Source organism: Stutzerimonas stutzeri, from assembly GCF_000935215.1.
GTDB lineage: Bacteria > Pseudomonadota > Gammaproteobacteria > Pseudomonadales > Pseudomonadaceae > Stutzerimonas.
Genome location: NZ_JXXD01000315.1, coordinates 42574 through 58992, shown reverse-complemented (window position 1 = coordinate 58992; position 16419 = coordinate 42574). Strand labels below are relative to the sequence as shown.

Here is a 16419-nt window from a genome sequence, read left to right as displayed (position 1 = left end):
GTCCCTTTTGGCAGTCGCCCGGATGGCCGGCCCCGCCAAAAGGAACCAAAAAGTCTTGCCCCTTGCATCCGGCCCCAGCTGCGCCGGGGTTCGTTACTTGCTTCGCTCGCCCTTCGGGCCAGCCTGCGGCTGTTACTCCGCTACGCTCCGTTTCGCTCCATCGTCGCTCCAGGGGTCGGCTTACAAGGGCCATCCATGGCCCTTTAAGCCTTTCGCCGCATCCCTGCGGCTCAACCCCTTACGCGACGATTCCGCTCACCCTCCTGATGGGGCGTTTGGAGTCGCCTGATAGTTTGTGCATCGAGCAAAAAGCAAAAACCAATAATTCTCGATCTCCACGATCTTCCAGGCGACTCGGACTCCGTTCCCGTCAGGAGGCCGAGTGGAGGTGTCGCGCAGGGGGACGCGAGGCATGGACGCCGAGCGAGGAACGAAGGGACAGGGACGTCCCTTCGTGACGGCCCCCGGAGCGGCACCGGAAGGAGGGAACCCCGGCGCAGCCGGGGCCGGATGTCGGGTGGCCTTCTTTTTGGTTCCTTTTTCTTGGCCAAGCAAGAAAAAGGGACTCGCCCAGCAGGGCGAAACCAGAAGTATCAGCACACTCGCTAAGCGCCCTGATCACCGAGGTACAACCCTGGGATGACAGCAACACGCAATCTTGCCAGTCCGGTTGTCTACCCAGCTTCAGACCCGCTTGTTAAGAATCACCAGCGTCAGCGCCCCCGCGATCAGCCCCCAGAGCGCTGCGCCGATACCGAACAACGTCAATCCGGAAGCGGTGACCATGAAGGTGATCAGCGCCGCCTCGCGCTCGTGCGGCTGCTGCATCGCCTGGGTCAGTCCCGAGCCGATCGAGCCGAGCAGCGCCAGCGCCGCGATGGACAGCACCAGCGCCGCCGGGAAGGCTGCGAACAGCGCTGCCAAGGTGGCGCCGAAGATGCCAGCGATGCCGTAGAACACGCCGCACCAGACGGCCGCGGTATAGCGCTTGTGTGGGTCGGGGTGCGCCTCGGGGCCGGCGCAGATAGCCATGGTGATCGCCGCCAGGTGGATGCCGTGGGAACCGAAGGGCGCCAGCAGCACCGAGGCGATGCCGGTGGTGGAGATCAGTGGCGAGGCCGGTACCTGGTAGCCTTCGGCGCGCAATACGGCGAGTCCCGGCATGTTCTGCGAGGCCATGGCGATGACGAACAGCGGGATGCCGATACTGAAGATCGCTGCGAGGGAAAACGCCGGTGTGGTCCACACCGGCACCGCGACCTGCAGGCTGAAGCGCTGGAAATCCAGCAGGCCCGACAGCCCGGCGATCAGGCAGCCGACCAGCAGCGCGGCGAGCACCGCATAGCGCGGCAGCAGGCGCTTGGCCAGCAGGTAGCTGAAGAACATGCCGAGCACCAGCAGCGGCTGAATCTCGACGGCACGGAAAATCTCGCTGCCGATATTGAACAGCACGCCGGCCAGCAGGGCGGCGGCCAGCGAGGCCGGCACCCGGCGCATCAGCCGGTCGAAGCTGCCCGTCAGGCCGCACAGGGCGATCAGCGCCGAGGCGAAGATGAACGCGCCGATCGCCTCGGCATACGGCACGCCGGGCAGGCTGGTGATCAGCAGGGCCGCGCCCGGCGTCGACCAGGCGACCACCACCGGCGTGCGATAGCGCAGCGACAGGCCGATGCTGCAGATCGCCATGCCGATCGATAGCGCCCAGATCCAGGAGGATATCTGCTGCCCGCTCAGGCCCGCCGCCTGGCCGGCCTGGAACATCAGCACCAGTGAGCTGGTATAGCCGGTGAGCATGGCGATGAAGCCGGCGACGACGGTCGAAGGCGAGCTGTCGCTCAGGGGGCGCAGGGCGGTGCGGCTGATCTGGTTCATTGCTGTTTTCTACTTATGCAAGGTATGGCGTCGCGCGGCTGCTGCGAGCCTATCGTACAAGCCTATTGGCGGTGGTCGGGTAGCGTCGCGGTACAGCCACCAGCGGATTGCACGTAACAGTCGCGGCGATGTGCGTGCAGGTCATCGCCGTGCCAGGCCGTTGGTATTCGATCTGGCACCCTTGTTGCTATCTAGTCTTTGCCTGCCGCGATGCGTCAAAAAAACCGCGGCTGTTGGAGGAATAGATGAGTCAGGGTGTTCAATTCAATCGCTTGATGCTGGAAATGCGGGCCATGCAGACCGATGCAATGGCGCGCGCCAAGCCGGAGGTCAAGACCCAGGAGGTCGGCGCTCCGAGCTTTTCCGACATGCTTGGCCAGGCGGTGAATAAAGTGCACGAAACCCAGCAGGTTTCGAGCCAGCTGTCGTCTGCCTTCGAGATGGGGCAGGGCGGTGTCGACCTGACCGAAGTGATGATCGCCTCCCAGAAGGCCAGCGTTTCCTTTCAAGCCATGACCCAGGTGCGCAACAAACTGGTTCAGGCTTATCAAGACATCATGCAGATGCCGGTGTGAGGCGGATTGAATCATGGCTGAAGCGGTGAACGTTCCGGTGCCGGTTACTCCCGAGGGTATCAAGAAGCCCTTGCTGGGCCTGTCCTTCCTGGAAAACCTTTCGGATATGTCCATGCTGCGGCAGGTCGGCCTGCTGGTCGGGCTGGCAGCCAGCGTGGCGATCGGTTTTGCCGTGGTGCTCTGGTCGCAGCAGCCCGATTACCGCCCGCTGCTCGGCAGCCTGGCGGGGATGGATGCCAACCAGGTGATGGAAACCCTCGCCGCCGCGGACATCTCCTATACCGTCGAACCGAACTCCGGCGCCCTGCTGGTCAAGGCGGATGATCTTGCGCGTGCACGTCTCAAGCTCGCCGGTGCGGGTATCGCGCCGGCGGACAGCAACATCGGTTTCGAAATCCTCGACAAGGAACAGGGTCTGGGTACCAGCCAGTTCATGGAGGCGACCCGCTATCGTCGTGGCCTCGAGGGCGAACTGGGCCGCACCATTTCCAGCCTGAACAACGTCAAGGGCGCCCGTGTGCACCTGGCGATCCCGAAGAGTTCGGTGTTCGTTCGCGACGAGCGCAAGCCCAGTGCCTCGGTACTGGTAGAGCTTTACCCGGGCCGCGCGCTGGAGCCGAGTCAGGTGATGGCGATCATCAACCTGGTTGCGACCAGCGTGCCGGAACTGAACAAGTCGCAGATCACCGTGGTGGATCAGAAGGGCAATCTGCTCTCCGACCAGCAGGAGCTCACCGAACTGAGCATGGCCGGCAAGCAGTTCGACTACAGCCGCCGCATGGAAGGCCTTTACACCCAGCGCGTGCACAACATTCTGCAACCGGTGCTGGGCAGCGGCCGCTACAAGGCCGAAGTCTCCGCGGACGTGGATTTCAGCGCCGTCGAATCCACCTCGGAAACCTTCAACCCCGATCAGCCGGCGCTGCGCAGCGAGCAGAGCGTCAATGAACAGCGTCAGAGCAGCCTGCCGCCGCAAGGCGTGCCGGGCGCCCTGAGCAATCAGCCTCCTGGCCCGGCGACCGCGCCCGAGCAGGCCAATCAGGCCGCCGCCGCGGGTGCCGTGGCTCCTGGTCAGCCTCTGCTCGATGCCAATGGTCAGCAGGTCATGGACCCCGTGACCGGTCAGCCGATGCTTGCGCCCTATCCGGCCGACAAGCGTGAGCAGGCTACGCGCAATTACGAACTCGATCGCTCGATCAGCTATACCAAGCAGCAGCAGGGTCGCCTGCGCCGGCTCTCGGTGGCGGTAGTGGTCGACGATCAGATGACGCTCAATGCGGCCGGCGAGATGGTTCGCGTACCGTGGAACGCCGATGATCTGGCGCGCTTCACCCGCCTGGTGCAGGACGCGGTGGGTTTCGATGCCAGCCGCGGTGACAGCGTCAGCGTGATCAACACCGCGTTCGTCGCCGACAGCGCAGGGGAGACCTTCGAAGAGATACCGTTCTATTCGCAGCCGTGGTTCTGGGATGTGGTCAAGCAGGTCCTCGGCGTACTGTTCATCCTGGTGCTGGTGTTCGGTGTGCTGCGTCCGGTGCTCAAGAGCCTCACCAATCCGTCCAGCGGCAAGGAGCTGCAGGTTGCCAGCGGTCCGGGCGAGCTGGGCGGCGATGATGGACTGGATTCCGGCCTGGCCAGCGACCGGGTCAGCCTGAGCGGCCCGCAGAACATTCTGCTGCCGAGCCCCAGCGAGGGATATGAAGCCCAGCTGAACGCGATCAAGAACCTGGTGGCCGATGACCCGGGACGGGTAGCCCAGGTGGTGAAAGAGTGGATCAACGCCGATGAATGACAATCGAGTTCAAGCCAAGCTCAACAAGGTCGACAAGGCCGCCATCCTGCTGCTCTCGCTGGGTGAAACCGACGCGGCGCAGGTCCTGCGTCACCTCGGTCCGAAAGAGGTGCAACGCGTCGGTACTGCCATGGCGCAGATGCGCAACGTGCAGAAGGTGCAGATCGAACAGGTGATGAGCGAGTTCGTCGAGATCGTCGGCGACCAGACCAGCCTCGGCGTGGGCTCCGATGGCTACATTCGCAAGATGCTCACCCAGGCCCTCGGCGAGGACAAGGCCGGCGGCCTGATCGACCGTATCCTGCTGGGCGGCAACACCAGCGGTCTGGACAGCCTGAAATGGATGGAGCCGCGCGCCGTGGCGGATGTGATCCGCTACGAGCACCCGCAGATTCAGGCCATCGTGGTGGCCTATCTCGACCCTGATCAGGCCGGCGAGGTGCTCTCGCATTTCGACCACAAGGTACGCCTGGACATCGTCCTGCGCGTGTCCTCGCTCAATACCGTCCAGCCGGCCGCGCTGAAGGAACTGAACCTGATCCTGGAGAAGCAGTTCTCCGGGAACACCAACACCAGCCGCGCCAGCCTGGGCGGCGTGAAGCGTGCGGCCGACATCATGAACTATCTGGACAGCTCCGTCGAAGGCCAGCTGATGGATGCGATCCGCGACGTGGACGAGGACCTGTCCAGCCAGATCGAGGACCTGATGTTCGTCTTCGACAACCTGGCCGACGTCGACGACCGTGGCATCCAGGTGCTGCTGCGTGAGGTATCCTCCGACGTGCTGGTGATGGCGCTCAAGGGCGCCGACGACGGCATCAAGGAAAAGGTCTTCAAGAATATGTCCAAGCGCGCCGGCGAGCTGCTGCGTGACGACCTGGAGGCGAAGGGCCCGGTGCGTGTCAGCGATGTCGAGAATGCGCAGAAGGAAATCCTTACCATTGCTCGCCGCATGGCCGAGGCCGGTGAAATCGTCCTGGGTTCCAAGGGCGGCGAAGAGATGATCTAACCAGGTACGAATTCCACCCATGGCCAAGGACAACCCCAGCGACGTCATACGTGCGAAAGACGTCAGCCTGTTCGATCGATGGTCGCTGCCCAGCTTCGACCCGCAGGGCGAAGAAGACGAATTGCCTGCGGCAGAGGTCGTGGAAGAACCCGCCGAAGAGCTGGCGCGAAGCGAGGACGTCCCGGTCGAGGAAGTCAAACCGCTGACTCTCGACGAACTCGAAGCGATCCGCCAGCAGGCATACAACGAAGGTTTCGCCACTGGCGAGAAAGATGGTTTCCATGCCGGCCAGCTCAAGGCGCGGCAGGAGGCCGAGGCCGCGTTGGCGCCGCGGCTGGAAAACCTTGAGCAGCTGATGGGTCAGTTGCTCGAGCCGATTGCCGATCAGGATCGCAATCTCGAGCACGCCATGGCGACCCTGGTCAGTCACATGGCGCGCGAAGTGATCCAGCGTGATCTGCTGATCGATTCCAGCCAGATCCGTCAGGTGCTGCGTGAGGCGCTGAAGTTGCTGCCAATGGGCGCCAGCAATGTGCGAATCCACGTCAATCCGCAGGACTTCGAGCTGATCAAGGCGCTGCGCGAGCGCCACGAGGAAAGCTGGCGAATTCTCGAGGACAGCAGCCTACTGCCTGGTGGCTGTCATATCGAAACCGAGCACAGCCGCATCGATGCGAGCATCGAGACGCGCCTCACCCAGGCCATCAAGCAACTGTTCGAACAGCAGCGCGAGAATGCCACCCGTCCCCCTGCCGCCGATCTGACCATCGATCTGGACATGCCCGATGCGCCTTGAGCGAACCAGTTTCGCCAAGCGTTTCGAAGCCTATGGCGAAGCGATCAAACTGCCCAGCCAGCCCATGCTCGAAGGGCGCCTGTTGCGCATGGTCGGTCTGACGCTGGAGGCTGAAGGGCTGCGCGCAGCCGTTGGCAGTCGCTGCCTGGTGATCAACGACGACAGTTATCACCCCACTGAGGTCGAGGCCGAGGTGATGGGCTTTTCCAGCGGCAAGCTGTATCTGATGCCTGTCGGCAGCCTTGCCGGCATCGCGCCGGGCGCGCGGGTCGTGCCGCTGGTCAATACCGGACGGCTGCCCATGGGCATGTCCATGCTCGGCCGCGTGCTGGATGGCGCAGGGCGTGCACTGGACGGCAAGGGCGGCATGAGAGCGGAGGATTGGGTGCCGATGGACGGCCCCGTTATCAACCCGCTCAAGCGCCACCCCATCAGCGAACCGCTGGATGTCGGCATCCGCAGTATCAATGGCTTGCTGACCGTCGGTCGCGGTCAGCGCCTAGGCCTATTTGCCGGCACCGGTGTCGGCAAGTCGGTGCTGCTGGGCATGATGACCCGCTTCACCGAGGCCGACATCATCGTCGTCGGCCTGATCGGCGAGCGGGGGCGAGAGGTCAAGGAATTCATCGAGAACATCCTCGGCGAGGAAAGCATCAAGCGCTCCGTGGTGGTGGCATCGCCGGCTGACGAAGCGCCGCTGATGCGCCTACGCGCCGCGCAGTACTGCACGCGTATTGCGGAGTACTTCCGCGATCAGGGCAAGAACGTGCTGCTGCTGATGGACTCGCTGACGCGCTATGCCCAGGCCCAGCGCGAGATCGCCCTGGCCATCGGCGAGCCGCCAGCGACCAAGGGCTATCCGCCGTCGGTGTTCGCCAAGCTGCCGAGTCTGGTCGAGCGCGCCGGTAATGCCGAGCAGGGCGGCGGCTCGATCACGGCGTTCTACACCGTGCTCTCCGAAGGTGACGACCAGCAGGACCCGATCGCCGATGCCGCTCGCGGTGTACTCGACGGCCACATCGTGCTGTCGCGCCGTCTGGCCGAAGAAGGCCACTATCCGGCTATCGACATCGAAGCCTCCATCAGCCGGGTCATGCCGCAAGTGGTGAGCGCCGAGCATGTGCGCGCGTCGCAGCGTTTCAAGCAGCTCTGGTCGCGCTACCAGCAGAGCCGCGACCTGATCAGTGTCGGCGCCTATGTGCCAGGTGGCGATCCGGAAACGGATATGGCCATCGCGCGCCAGGCCGAGATGGTCAGTTACCTGCGTCAGGGCCTCGATGAGAGCGAGGACCTGACGCGCAGCGCGGCGCAGCTCGCAGCGGTGTTCAATCCACGGCAGGGCGGCTAACCGATGGCGGCTAGTCGGGCGGCGCGCCTGGCGCCGGTCATCGAGATGGCCGAAAAGGCCGAGCAGGAAGCCGCACGGTTGCTGGGCCAGGGCCAGACTCAGCTGAATCAGGCCGAGGCCAAGCTCGGTGAGCTGGAGCAGTACTTCAGCGACTACCAGCAGCAATGGATGCAGCAGGGCAGTCAGGGCGTCTCAGGGCAGTGGCTGATGAATTACCAGCGCTTCCTGTCGCAGCTGGAGTCGGCCATCGGGCAGCAGCAGCGCAGCGTCAACTGGTACCGCGACAACCTGAAGAAGCTGCGCCAGCAGTGGCACCAGCGCCATGCGCGTGTCGAAGGCCTGAGCAAGCTGGTCGAAAGCTATCAGAAGGAGGCGCGGATCGCGGCGGACAAGCGTGAGCAGAAGTTGCTCGACGAGTACGCCCAGCGGCTTTCCGGGAGAACGCGTGAGCAGTGATCCAGCCACGGTCTCAGGCCGGATTCGTGCTTGCCGTACCGCTGCTTGGATGATAAATCTTGACCGCGTTTCAGCGCGGCGACCGCCAACAGATCGTTTCAGCTGCCATCTGGTTCTTCCGAGGATAAGTCTCAGAACCGGATGGCCGCCTTTCAGCCGGTACACGGCTGTTCATTTCGCTTATCGCGACGGCTGCTCGCAAGCCGCTTTCAAGACGTACCGGATCAGGAGTGCCACATGACCATTACCTCGCAGCCTTCGACGGATGGCCAGGAGTTGACCATATCCATCAGCGGACGCTTCGACTTCAATGCGCATCAGGCCTTCCGTGATGCTTACCAGCGTCAGGACGTGAATCCGCAGCGTTATGTGGTCAATCTGCAAGGCACCACTTACATGGATAGTTCGGCGCTGGGCATGCTGCTCTTGTTGCGCGATCACGCCGGTGGCGACGAGGCGGACATCCGCCTGCTCAACTGCAATGGCGACGTGCGCAAGATCCTGTCGGTATCGAATTTCGAACAATTGTTCGTGATCGCCTGACATGCCCATGCGGCTGTCGATCCTGATCGCCGAGGACAGCCCGGTCGATCGGATGCTGCTTTCCACCATCGTTGCCAAGCAGGGCCACCGGGTGCTGACGGCAGCCGATGGGCAGGAGGCGGTCGAGCTGTTTCAGGAGGAGCGACCGCAGCTGGTGCTGATGGACGCGCTGATGCCGGTAATGGATGGCTTCGAGGCGGCGCGGCGCATCAAGCAACTGGCCGGCGATGAGCTGGTCCCGATCATCTTTCTCACCTCGCTGACCGAGCACGAAGCGCTGGTCAGCTGCCTCGAGGCTGGCGGCGACGACTTCATCGCCAAGCCTTACAACCCGATCATTCTCGAAGCCAAGATTCAGGCCATGCATCGCCTGCGCCGCCTGCAGGCGACCGTGCTCGAGCAGCGCGACCTGATCGCCAGGCGCAATCAGCAGCTGCTCGACGAACATCGGGCCGCCAAGGCGATCTTCGACAAAGTCGCACATGCTGGTTGCCTGAGCGCGCCGACCATCCGCTTCCGCCAGTCGCCGCAGGCGCTGTTCAACGGCGACCTGCTGCTGGCGGCGCAGGCTCCGGCGGGGCAGATGTTTGTCCTGCTCGGCGATTTCACCGGCCACGGCCTGCCCGCCGCGATCGGGGCCATGCCGCTGGCGGAAACCTTTTACGGGATGGCGGCGAAGGGGTATTCGAGCACCGACATCCTTCGCGAGATGAATGCCAAGCTCAAACAGATCCTCCCGGTGGAAATGTTCTGCTGCGCGACGCTGCTCGATATCGATCCCAAGCAGGGCAGTCTGCGGGTGTGGAATGGCGGGTTGCCGGATGGCTACCTGATCGGCGCGGATGGTCGGCGCACGGCGCTGGTGTCCCGTCACCTGCCGCTCGGCGTCGTCTCCCCGGCGGCGCTGGACAACAAGTTCGAGCATTACCCCTTGGCCCCCGGCGACCGGCTGTTGCTGCTGTCCGACGGCGTGGTCGAGAGCCGCAATGCCAATGACGAGCTGTTCGGCGAACAGCGCCTGCTAGCCACTCTGGACGCCAACGACGATCCTGCACGGCTGTTCGGCGAGATCGAGCAGGCGCTGCTGGATTTCCACGGCCAGCAGCACGACGACCTGAGCCTGGTCGAGGTCGTGGTCAGCCCGGAGGTGATCACGATGCCGTCGATTGCCCCGGCCACCGCGCACCGCTCACGGCCGATGGACTGGTCGATTCGGCTCGAGCTGCGTGCCGACAGCCTGCGCAGCGGCAATCCATTGCCTTCGTTGCTGCAGATCCTGCTGCAGGTCAATCAGTTGCGCTCGCGTGTCGGTGAGATCTACACCGTGTTGGGCGAGCTCTATTCCAATGCCCTGGAGCATGGCGTGCTCGGCCTCGATTCGAGCCTCAAGTGTGATGCCGACGGTTTCAAGCATTACTACGACTTACGCCAGCAACGTCTGCAGGCGTTGGTCGACGGCCATGTGCACCTGCAGCTGAACATCAAGACCGCCCCGCAGGGTGGTTGGCTGCGCATCGGCATCAGCGACAGCGGTTCGGGCTTCGATGTGTCACGCGCGTTGCAGGCGCAGTTTGGCAGCGATCGCTTCAGCGGTCGCGGTTTGCATCTGGTGCGCCAGTTGAGCGACCGATTCGACTGGCAGTCGGATGGACGCGGGCTGAGCGTGGAGTTCATCTGGCAGGCTGAGGCATAATCGTCCGCTTTCATTCAGGGGTGTACCGGTGTCCAACACTCATCTCGACAGCGCCGTGCTGACCACGCTGCAGGACGTGATGGAGAGTGAGTATCCGGCGCTGCTGGATACCTTTCTTGCCGACTCCGAGGAGCGCGTTCGGCTGCTCCGCCAGGCCTGTCTCGCCGACCAGTCTGAAACCTTGCGGCGTGCTGCGCACAGCTTCAAAGGCAGCTGCAGCAACATGGGCGCGACGCTGCTGGCCGACCTCTGCCAGGAGCTCGAGAGTGCCGCTCGGGAGGAGAACCTCGCCCAGGCCCCGGCGCTCATCGAATCCATCGAGCGAGAGTTCGCCATCATCGGCATCCTGTTCCGCGCCGAGCGCCAGCGCCACGGCTGAGTGGCCAAATCTCTGACGCGCAAGCGCTTCTGAGAGCTGAGCCGCGGCCCGTCGGGCCATCATTTCTGGCAATGTCAGCGCGTATCCCCGGTGTTTTTCCGGCAAACATGCTGCTGGCCCGGAACTTGCTCTGCTTCCGCTACGATCCATCCGTAGCGGAATGACCTCATGGCTGTTTCCCCCGACCTGTTGCTTAGATCCCCTTCCGTCGACGCACGTCCCAAAGCTGCGGCCAAAGCGCCGGAGATGCCGCGTGAAGGGCGAGACAGCGGCAGTTCCAGCTTCTCCGATGTCTACGCCAAGGAGCGTCAGACGAAACCAACCGAGCGCTCGGTGCGCAACGAGGCCAGCCGCGACAAGCCGGTCGAGGACAAGCGCGAGCAGGAAACGGCGGAGGCGACCACCGACGAGAAGCCGGCGGTTGCCGAAAGCGGCAATACCTTGCCTCCCGAAACGCCGGCTGAGGAAATTCCGGAGGCGGAGCTCGATCCAATGCTGCTGCTTGGTCTTGGCACGCAGTTTGTGGCGGAGTCTGAAGCCCAGCCTGAAACCGAGGTCGATGCTGTCTCACTGCTTCCGGGGCTGCCGACGGCCGCTGCCGGCATCGCCGGCGATGAGGCCGTCGATGCGGACGAAGCAACACTGGCCGGCATGCGTACGCTGACCGAAACCCCGGCAGCTATGCAGAAGACGGCCCAGCAGCAATTGCAGAACCCGCTGACCGATGCGCAGGCGAAGGTCTCGGCTGACGATGGCTTTGCCAGCGCGTTGCTGGCGAGTCAGGACGCGGGTGAGGGCGAAGAGCTCGATGTGGAATTGCTGACCAAGGACCTGCTGGAAAGCGTGGAGGCGCCAAAGGAGAGTCGTGCCAGCGCCAGCGAACTGGCTGCGGGACGCCTCAACCCCTTGAGCCAGGCCATCGCTCAGCAGGTGCAGCAATCGCAGCGTCCGCAACTGGTGCCGGGTCAACCGGTACAGATGCAGCAGTCCGGCTGGAGCGAGGCGGTCGTCGACCGCGTGATGTGGCTGTCCAGCCAGAATCTCAAGTCGGCGGAAATCCAACTCGATCCGGCTGAACTCGGTCGTATGGAAGTGCGTATCGACCTGACCAAGGATCAGGCGCAGGTGACCTTCCTCAGCCCGCATGCGGGGGTGCGCGACGCGCTGGAAGGGCAGATGCAGCGACTACGGGAAATGTTCACCCAGCAGGGCATGAACCTGATGGACGTGAACGTATCCGATCAGTCGCTGGCGCGTGGCTGGCAAGGCGGAGCCGATGGTGGCTCCTCGCGGGGTGGAGCGTCGGGTGAGGGCGATCTGGCAGGCGATGAGCTGGAGCTCGGCGTGACGGAAATCGCCTCCAGTCGTACCGCCGGTGACCGCGGACTCGTCGACTACTACGCCTGAGCCATCCGCTTTGAGGGATAATGCGGCGCCGCCGTTCAGGTGCGCGCCGGTTTTCTGCCGCCCGTCGCTGCAATCGCTTTCGCGCCGCCTATCCAGGCGTTATCTCCATCCTTTTCCTGATACCTTGTGAGCGCTCTGCCTGGAGCCCGAGGCGCTGCGCCGTACCGGCGTGCATTGACGTTGGCACAGCTGTTGCTCCTAACTTCTGAAATCAGAATCGAACGCTGTTGATGACGGATATTTGGCATGGCTAAGAAACAGGCTCCACCGACAGTGCCGCCAACCGGGCCGGAAGCGGAACCGGCAGGCAAGGGAAAGCTGAAACTCATCCTGGTGATAGTGGTCGCCATGTTGGTGGCCGTAGGGCTTTCCATCGGCGGTACGCTTTACTTCATGAACAAGGGCGGCGACCTCGGTGACGAAAAGGCCGAAGAGGCCGCGACCACTGCCTCCGGCAAGCAGCCGGCGATCTATGAAGTCCTGATGCCGGCCTTCGTGGTCAATTTCAGCAACAAGGGGCGCCAGCGTTACATGCAGGTCAGCATTGCATTGATGTCGCGTGATCAGGCTGCGCTGGATGCACTGAAAGTGCATATGCCGTTGTTGCGCAACCGACTGGTCATGCTGTTTTCCAGTCAGGACTTCGAGGCGTTGAAAACGCCCGTGGGCAAGGAAATGCTGCGTCAGCAGGCGACTGCCAGCGTGCAGGAACTGGCGCAGAAGGAAATTGGCAAGCTTGCCGTCGAGCAAGTGCTTTTCACCAACTTCGTATTGCAATAGAAGGCTGCCGCAGATGGCTGTTCAAGACCTGCTCTCGCAAGACGAGATCGATGCGCTCCTGCACGGGGTCGACGACGGTCTGGTGGATACCGAAAGCGATTCCGAGCCGGGATCCATCAAGAGCTATGACCTGACCAGTCAGGACCGCATCGTTCGCGGGCGCATGCCCACCCTGGAAATGATCAACGAGCGTTTCGCCCGTTACACCCGCATCAGCATGTTCAACCTGCTGCGCCGCTCGGCCGATGTATCGGTGGGTGGCGTGCAGGTGATGAAGTTTGGCGAGTACGTGCATTCGCTGTACGTACCCACCAGCCTCAATCTGGTGAAGATGAAGCCGCTGCGTGGCACCGCGCTGTTCATTCTCGACGCCAAGCTGGTGTTCAAGCTGGTGGACAACTTCTTCGGCGGCGACGGTCGCCACGCCAAGATCGAGGGGCGCGAGTTCACCCCGACCGAGTTGCGAGTCGTACGCATGGTGCTTGATCAGGCCTTCACCGATCTCAAGGAAGCCTGGCACGCGGTGCTGGACGTCAACTTCGAGTACGTCAATTCGGAAGTGAATCCGGCCCTGGCCAACATCGTCAGCCCCAGCGAAGTGGTGGTGGTTTCCACCTTCCACATCGAACTGGACAGCGGCGGCGGCGACCTGCACGTGACCATGCCCTATTCGATGATCGAGCCGATCCGCGAGATGTTGGATGCCGGCTTCCAGTCGGACGTCAGTGACCAGGATGAGCGTTGGGTCAAGGCGCTGCGCGAAGACATTCTCGACGTCAACGTTCCGCTCGGCGCGACTGTCGTCAGGCGGCAACTGAAATTGCGCGACATTCTGAACATGCAGCCGGGCGACGTGATCCCGGTGGAAATGCCAGAAGACATGATCATGCGTGCCAATGGCATGCCGTCCTTCAAGGTCAAGCTGGGTGCCCACAAAGGCAACCTGGCATTGCAGGTGCTGGAGCCCGTGGTCCGCCCACGCTGAGCCAGCCCTTTACTCAATTCGAGCCGATCGAGGATTAGCGATGGCAGACGAACACGACAACACCTCCCCCGAGGAACAGGCGCTGGCCGATGAATGGGCTGCAGCGCTGGCCGAAGCCGGCGACGCCAGCCAGGACGACATCGATGCGCTGCTGAATCAGGGCCCGGAAGCAGCCGCCCCGGCCGCTCCGCGCGCACCGCTGGAGGATTTCGCCAGCGCGCCCAAGTCCAATGGCGTGCAGCTGGGGCTGGACGGCCCGAACCTGGATGTGATCCTCGACATCCCGGTTTCCATCTCGATGGAGGTCGGCAGTACCGAAATCAGCATCCGCAACCTGCTGCAGCTCAACCAGGGCTCGGTGGTGGAGCTTGATCGTCTGGCCGGCGAACCGCTGGACGTGTTGGTCAACGGCACCCTCATCGCCCATGGCGAGGTAGTGGTGGTCAACGAGAAGTTTGGCATCCGGCTGACCGATGTGATCAGCCCGACCGAACGTATCAAGAAGCTGCGCTGACATGCGCGCGCTCGCATTCCTGACGGCGTTCGTCGCGCTGCCAGCCTTCGCCGCAGAGCCGGCAGCCAGCATGAGCAGCGCCGGCATGGGCGCGCAGCTGAGCAAGCTGATGCTCGGCCTGTTGCTGGTGATCGGACTGATCTTCCTGCTCGCATGGCTGCTGCGTCGGGTTCAGCAGTTGAACCCGCGCGGCACCCAGGTGATCAAGCTGATCTCCACCCAGGCGCTGGGGCCGCGCGAGCGGCTGGTGCTGGTCCAGGTCGGCGGCGAGCAGATCCTGATCGGCCTCAGTGGCGGCCGCATCACGCCACTGCACGTGATGCAGGAGCCGGTGCACCTGCCGGACGCCGAGCCGGCCAACCCTGAATTCGCCCAGCGTCTGATGGAGCTGCTCGGCAAGGACCACAAGGATAAGCCTTGATGTTGCGCATTCTGCTGGTGGTCACGCTGATGTTGCTCGGCCCGCTCGCCATGGCGCAGGAGCCTTCCGGCATCCTGGCCCAGGGAAACAACCCGCTCTCGATTCCGGCGATCACTCTGACCACCGACGCGGAAGGACAGCAGGAATACTCGGTCAGCCTGCAGATTCTGCTGATCATGACGGCGCTGAGCTTCATTCCGGCGTTCGTCATGCTGATGACCAGCTTCACCCGCATCATCATCGTGTTTTCCATCCTGCGTCAGGCGCTTGGCCTGCAGCAGACACCGTCGAACCAGATCCTCATCGGTCTGACCCTGTTCCTCACGCTATTCATCATGGCGCCGGTGTTCGAGCGGATTAACCAGGAAGCGCTTCAGCCTTATCTCAGCGAGCAGATCCCGGCGCAGGAAGCGATCGCCCGGGCCGAGGTGCCGCTCAAGGGCTTCATGCTGGCGCAGACCCGCGAGAGCGATCTGGAGCTGTTCGTCAGGCTGTCACGACGCACCGATATCGCATCGCCGGAAGCTGCACCGATGACCATCCTGGTGCCGGCATTCGTCACCTCCGAGCTGAAGACGGCGTTCCAGATCGGCTTCATGATCTTCATTCCCTTCCTGATCATCGACATGGTGGTGGCCAGCGTGCTCATGGCGATGGGCATGATGATGCTGTCGCCGCTGATCATCTCGTTGCCGTTCAAGATCATGCTGTTCGTGCTGGTGGACGGCTGGGGTCTGATCATCGGCACGCTGGCCGGTAGCTTCGGCACGCTTTAGGAACCACGCATATGACTCCAGAAGTAGCGGTGGACCTGTTTCGCGAAGGGTTGTGGATGACGGCGATGATCGTCGGCGTGCTGGTGGTGCCAAGCCTGCTGGTCGGCCTGGTGGTGGCGATGTTCCAGGCCGCGACGCAGATCAACGAGCAAACCCTGAGCTTCCTGCCGCGCCTGCTGGTGATGCTGCTGACGCTGATCTGGGCTGGGCCATGGCTGGTGCGCGAGCTGATGGAGTACACCCAGAACCTCGTCCAGAACATTCCGTTGCTGATCGGGTAAGCGCGTGCTTGAGCTGAGCAATGCGCAGATCGGCGGCTGGGTAGGGCAGTTCCTGCTGCCGCTGTTCCGTATCGCCGCCTTGCTGATGAGTATGCCGCTGATTGGTACGCAGCTGGTGCCGATGAGGGTGCGGCTTTACCTGTCGCTGGCCATCGCCCTGGTACTGGTGCCGACGTTGCCGCCCATGCCGGTGGTCGAGTCGCTCAGCCTGGCCTCGTTGCTGCTGATCGCCGAGCAGCTGGTGATCGGTGTGATGCTGGGGTTCGTCCTGCAGCTTTTCTTCCACGTATTCATCGTGTCCGGCCAGTTGCTGGCCATGCAGATGGGCCTGGGTTTCGCGTCGATGGTCGATCCTGCCAACGGCATCTCGGTGCCGGTGCTCGGTCAGTTCTTCAACATGCTGGTGATCCTGTTGTTCCTCTCGGTAAACGGCCATCTGGTGGTGCTGGAGATTCTTGCCGAGAGCTTCGTGACGCTGCCGGTAGGTGGTGGTCTGTCGACCAATCATTACTGGGAGGTGGCGGGCAAGCTGGGTTGGGTCTTGGGCGCCGGGTTGCTGCTGGTGCTGCCTGCGATCACCGCACTGCTGGTGGTGAACCTGGCGTTCGGCCTGATGACGCGGGCCGCGCCGCAATTGAACATCTTCTCCATTGGCTTTCCGTTGACCCTGGTGCTGGGCCTGATCATCGTCTGGATCGGCATGGCGGACATCTTTGCGCAGTACCAGGTTTTTGTCAGCGAGGCGCTGGCCATGCTGCGTGAACTGGCGGGAGCGCGCTGATGAGAGTGGCA

At 63.0% G+C, this 16419-nt stretch carries 18 protein-coding genes; 17 read left to right on the top strand and 1 reads right to left on the bottom strand.

From position 1 onward, the window contains the following. Positions 1 to 684: 684 nt before the first annotated feature. Positions 685 to 1872 carry a benzoate/H(+) symporter BenE family transporter gene (locus LO50_RS22670; RefSeq protein WP_044316432.1) on the bottom strand — a complete coding sequence of 396 codons (1188 nt, stop codon included), beginning with the start codon at positions 1870 to 1872 and terminating at the stop codon, positions 685 to 687. A 245-nt stretch (positions 1873 to 2117) separates the two neighbouring features. Between LO50_RS22670 and fliE the strand changes: the two genes are divergently transcribed. The 17 genes from fliE (at position 2118) to fliR (ending at position 16408) form a co-directional block, all read left to right on the top strand. Then, positions 2118 to 2447 (top strand): flagellar hook-basal body complex protein FliE, encoded by a 330-nt coding sequence (gene fliE / locus LO50_RS22665; RefSeq protein WP_003299599.1) that lies wholly within the window; start codon positions 2118 to 2120, stop codon positions 2445 to 2447. A 13-nt stretch (positions 2448 to 2460) separates the two neighbouring features. Next, positions 2461 to 4239 carry a flagellar basal-body MS-ring/collar protein FliF gene (gene fliF, locus LO50_RS22660; protein ID WP_044316431.1) on the top strand — a complete coding sequence of 593 codons (1779 nt, stop codon included), beginning with the start codon at positions 2461 to 2463 and terminating at the stop codon, positions 4237 to 4239. After that, entirely contained in the window at positions 4232 to 5248 is a 1017-nt protein-coding gene (gene fliG, locus LO50_RS22655; protein WP_003299597.1) for a flagellar motor switch protein FliG, read from the top strand. The genes fliF and fliG overlap by 8 nt, the downstream gene beginning before the upstream one ends. 19 nt (positions 5249 to 5267) lie before the next feature. After that, positions 5268 to 6044, top strand: coding sequence for a flagellar assembly protein FliH (gene fliH / locus LO50_RS22650; protein WP_044316430.1), 777 nt, complete (start codon positions 5268 to 5270; stop codon positions 6042 to 6044). Continuing rightward, positions 6034 to 7392, top strand: a complete 1359-nt coding sequence (gene fliI, locus LO50_RS22645; protein ID WP_014820865.1) for a flagellar protein export ATPase FliI — start codon at positions 6034 to 6036, stop codon at positions 7390 to 7392. Before fliH ends, fliI begins: the two co-directional genes overlap by 11 nt. 3 nt (positions 7393 to 7395) lie before the next feature. After that, positions 7396 to 7848, top strand: coding sequence for a flagellar export protein FliJ (fliJ, locus tag LO50_RS22640; RefSeq protein ID WP_014820864.1), 453 nt, complete (start codon positions 7396 to 7398; stop codon positions 7846 to 7848). Between the two features lie 237 nt (positions 7849 to 8085). Continuing rightward, complete coding sequence (locus LO50_RS22635; protein WP_003299593.1) at positions 8086 to 8391, top strand: STAS domain-containing protein; 306 nt, start codon at positions 8086 to 8088, stop codon at positions 8389 to 8391. Position 8392: 1 nt separating this feature from the next. Beyond that, positions 8393 to 10084, top strand: a complete 1692-nt coding sequence (locus tag LO50_RS22630; RefSeq protein ID WP_173425609.1) for an ATP-binding SpoIIE family protein phosphatase — start codon at positions 8393 to 8395, stop codon at positions 10082 to 10084. 28 nt (positions 10085 to 10112) lie between these two features. Then, entirely contained in the window at positions 10113 to 10463 is a 351-nt protein-coding gene (locus LO50_RS22625; protein ID WP_044316429.1) for an Hpt domain-containing protein, read from the top strand. A 168-nt stretch (positions 10464 to 10631) separates the two neighbouring features. Further along, on the top strand, positions 10632 to 11870 hold the full coding sequence (locus LO50_RS22620; RefSeq protein ID WP_044316428.1) for a flagellar hook-length control protein FliK: 1239 nt from the start codon (positions 10632 to 10634) through the stop codon (positions 11868 to 11870). A 246-nt stretch (positions 11871 to 12116) separates the two neighbouring features. Next, positions 12117 to 12650, top strand: coding sequence for a flagellar basal body-associated protein FliL (gene fliL / locus LO50_RS22615; RefSeq protein ID WP_014820860.1), 534 nt, complete (start codon positions 12117 to 12119; stop codon positions 12648 to 12650). A 13-nt stretch (positions 12651 to 12663) separates the two neighbouring features. After that, positions 12664 to 13635 (top strand): flagellar motor switch protein FliM, encoded by a 972-nt coding sequence (gene fliM, locus LO50_RS22610; protein ID WP_014820859.1) that lies wholly within the window; start codon positions 12664 to 12666, stop codon positions 13633 to 13635. Positions 13636 to 13675: 40 nt separating this feature from the next. Further along, a complete protein-coding gene (fliN, locus tag LO50_RS22605) occupies positions 13676 to 14149 on the top strand; it encodes a flagellar motor switch protein FliN (RefSeq protein WP_003299587.1) in 474 nt (157 codons plus the stop codon). Between the two features lies 1 nt (position 14150). Beyond that, the gene (gene fliO / locus LO50_RS22600; protein ID WP_014820858.1) at positions 14151 to 14570 is read left to right on the top strand and encodes a flagellar biosynthetic protein FliO; all 420 of its coding nucleotides are present in this window, start codon (positions 14151 to 14153) and stop codon (positions 14568 to 14570) included. Further along, the gene (fliP, locus tag LO50_RS22595; RefSeq protein WP_014820857.1) at positions 14570 to 15346 is read left to right on the top strand and encodes a flagellar type III secretion system pore protein FliP; all 777 of its coding nucleotides are present in this window, start codon (positions 14570 to 14572) and stop codon (positions 15344 to 15346) included. Before fliO ends, fliP begins: the two co-directional genes overlap by 1 nt. Before the next feature lie 11 nt (positions 15347 to 15357). Continuing rightward, positions 15358 to 15627 carry a flagellar biosynthesis protein FliQ gene (fliQ, locus tag LO50_RS22590; RefSeq protein WP_003296594.1) on the top strand — a complete coding sequence of 90 codons (270 nt, stop codon included), beginning with the start codon at positions 15358 to 15360 and terminating at the stop codon, positions 15625 to 15627. A gap of 4 nt (positions 15628 to 15631) precedes the next feature. After that, complete coding sequence (gene fliR / locus LO50_RS22585) at positions 15632 to 16408, top strand: flagellar biosynthetic protein FliR (RefSeq protein ID WP_014820856.1); 777 nt, start codon at positions 15632 to 15634, stop codon at positions 16406 to 16408. Positions 16409 to 16419: the final 11 nt, after the last annotated feature.

What these genes read in the sequence shown, in the direction of transcription:
- LO50_RS22670 (WP_044316432.1), bottom strand. Translation starts at nt 1,872, where the DNA reads ATGAACCAGATCAGCCGCACCGCCCTGCGCCCCCTGAGCGACAGCTCG.
- fliJ (WP_014820864.1), top strand. Translation starts at nt 7,396, where the DNA reads ATGGCGGCTAGTCGGGCGGCGCGCCTGGCGCCGGTCATCGAGATGGCC.
- fliG (WP_003299597.1), top strand. Translation starts at nt 4,232, where the DNA reads ATGAATGACAATCGAGTTCAAGCCAAGCTCAACAAGGTCGACAAGGCC.
- fliL (WP_014820860.1), top strand. Translation starts at nt 12,117, where the DNA reads ATGGCTAAGAAACAGGCTCCACCGACAGTGCCGCCAACCGGGCCGGAA.
- fliI (WP_014820865.1), top strand. Translation starts at nt 6,034, where the DNA reads ATGCGCCTTGAGCGAACCAGTTTCGCCAAGCGTTTCGAAGCCTATGGC.
- fliN (WP_003299587.1), top strand. Translation starts at nt 13,676, where the DNA reads ATGGCAGACGAACACGACAACACCTCCCCCGAGGAACAGGCGCTGGCC.
- fliF (WP_044316431.1), top strand. Translation starts at nt 2,461, where the DNA reads ATGGCTGAAGCGGTGAACGTTCCGGTGCCGGTTACTCCCGAGGGTATC.
- fliE (WP_003299599.1), top strand. Translation starts at nt 2,118, where the DNA reads ATGAGTCAGGGTGTTCAATTCAATCGCTTGATGCTGGAAATGCGGGCC.
- fliP (WP_014820857.1), top strand. Translation starts at nt 14,570, where the DNA reads ATGTTGCGCATTCTGCTGGTGGTCACGCTGATGTTGCTCGGCCCGCTC.
- fliM (WP_014820859.1), top strand. Translation starts at nt 12,664, where the DNA reads ATGGCTGTTCAAGACCTGCTCTCGCAAGACGAGATCGATGCGCTCCTG.
- LO50_RS22630 (WP_173425609.1), top strand. Translation starts at nt 8,393, where the DNA reads ATGCCCATGCGGCTGTCGATCCTGATCGCCGAGGACAGCCCGGTCGAT.
- fliQ (WP_003296594.1), top strand. Translation starts at nt 15,358, where the DNA reads ATGACTCCAGAAGTAGCGGTGGACCTGTTTCGCGAAGGGTTGTGGATG.
- fliO (WP_014820858.1), top strand. Translation starts at nt 14,151, where the DNA reads ATGCGCGCGCTCGCATTCCTGACGGCGTTCGTCGCGCTGCCAGCCTTC.
- LO50_RS22620 (WP_044316428.1), top strand. Translation starts at nt 10,632, where the DNA reads ATGGCTGTTTCCCCCGACCTGTTGCTTAGATCCCCTTCCGTCGACGCA.
- LO50_RS22635 (WP_003299593.1), top strand. Translation starts at nt 8,086, where the DNA reads ATGACCATTACCTCGCAGCCTTCGACGGATGGCCAGGAGTTGACCATA.
- fliH (WP_044316430.1), top strand. Translation starts at nt 5,268, where the DNA reads ATGGCCAAGGACAACCCCAGCGACGTCATACGTGCGAAAGACGTCAGC.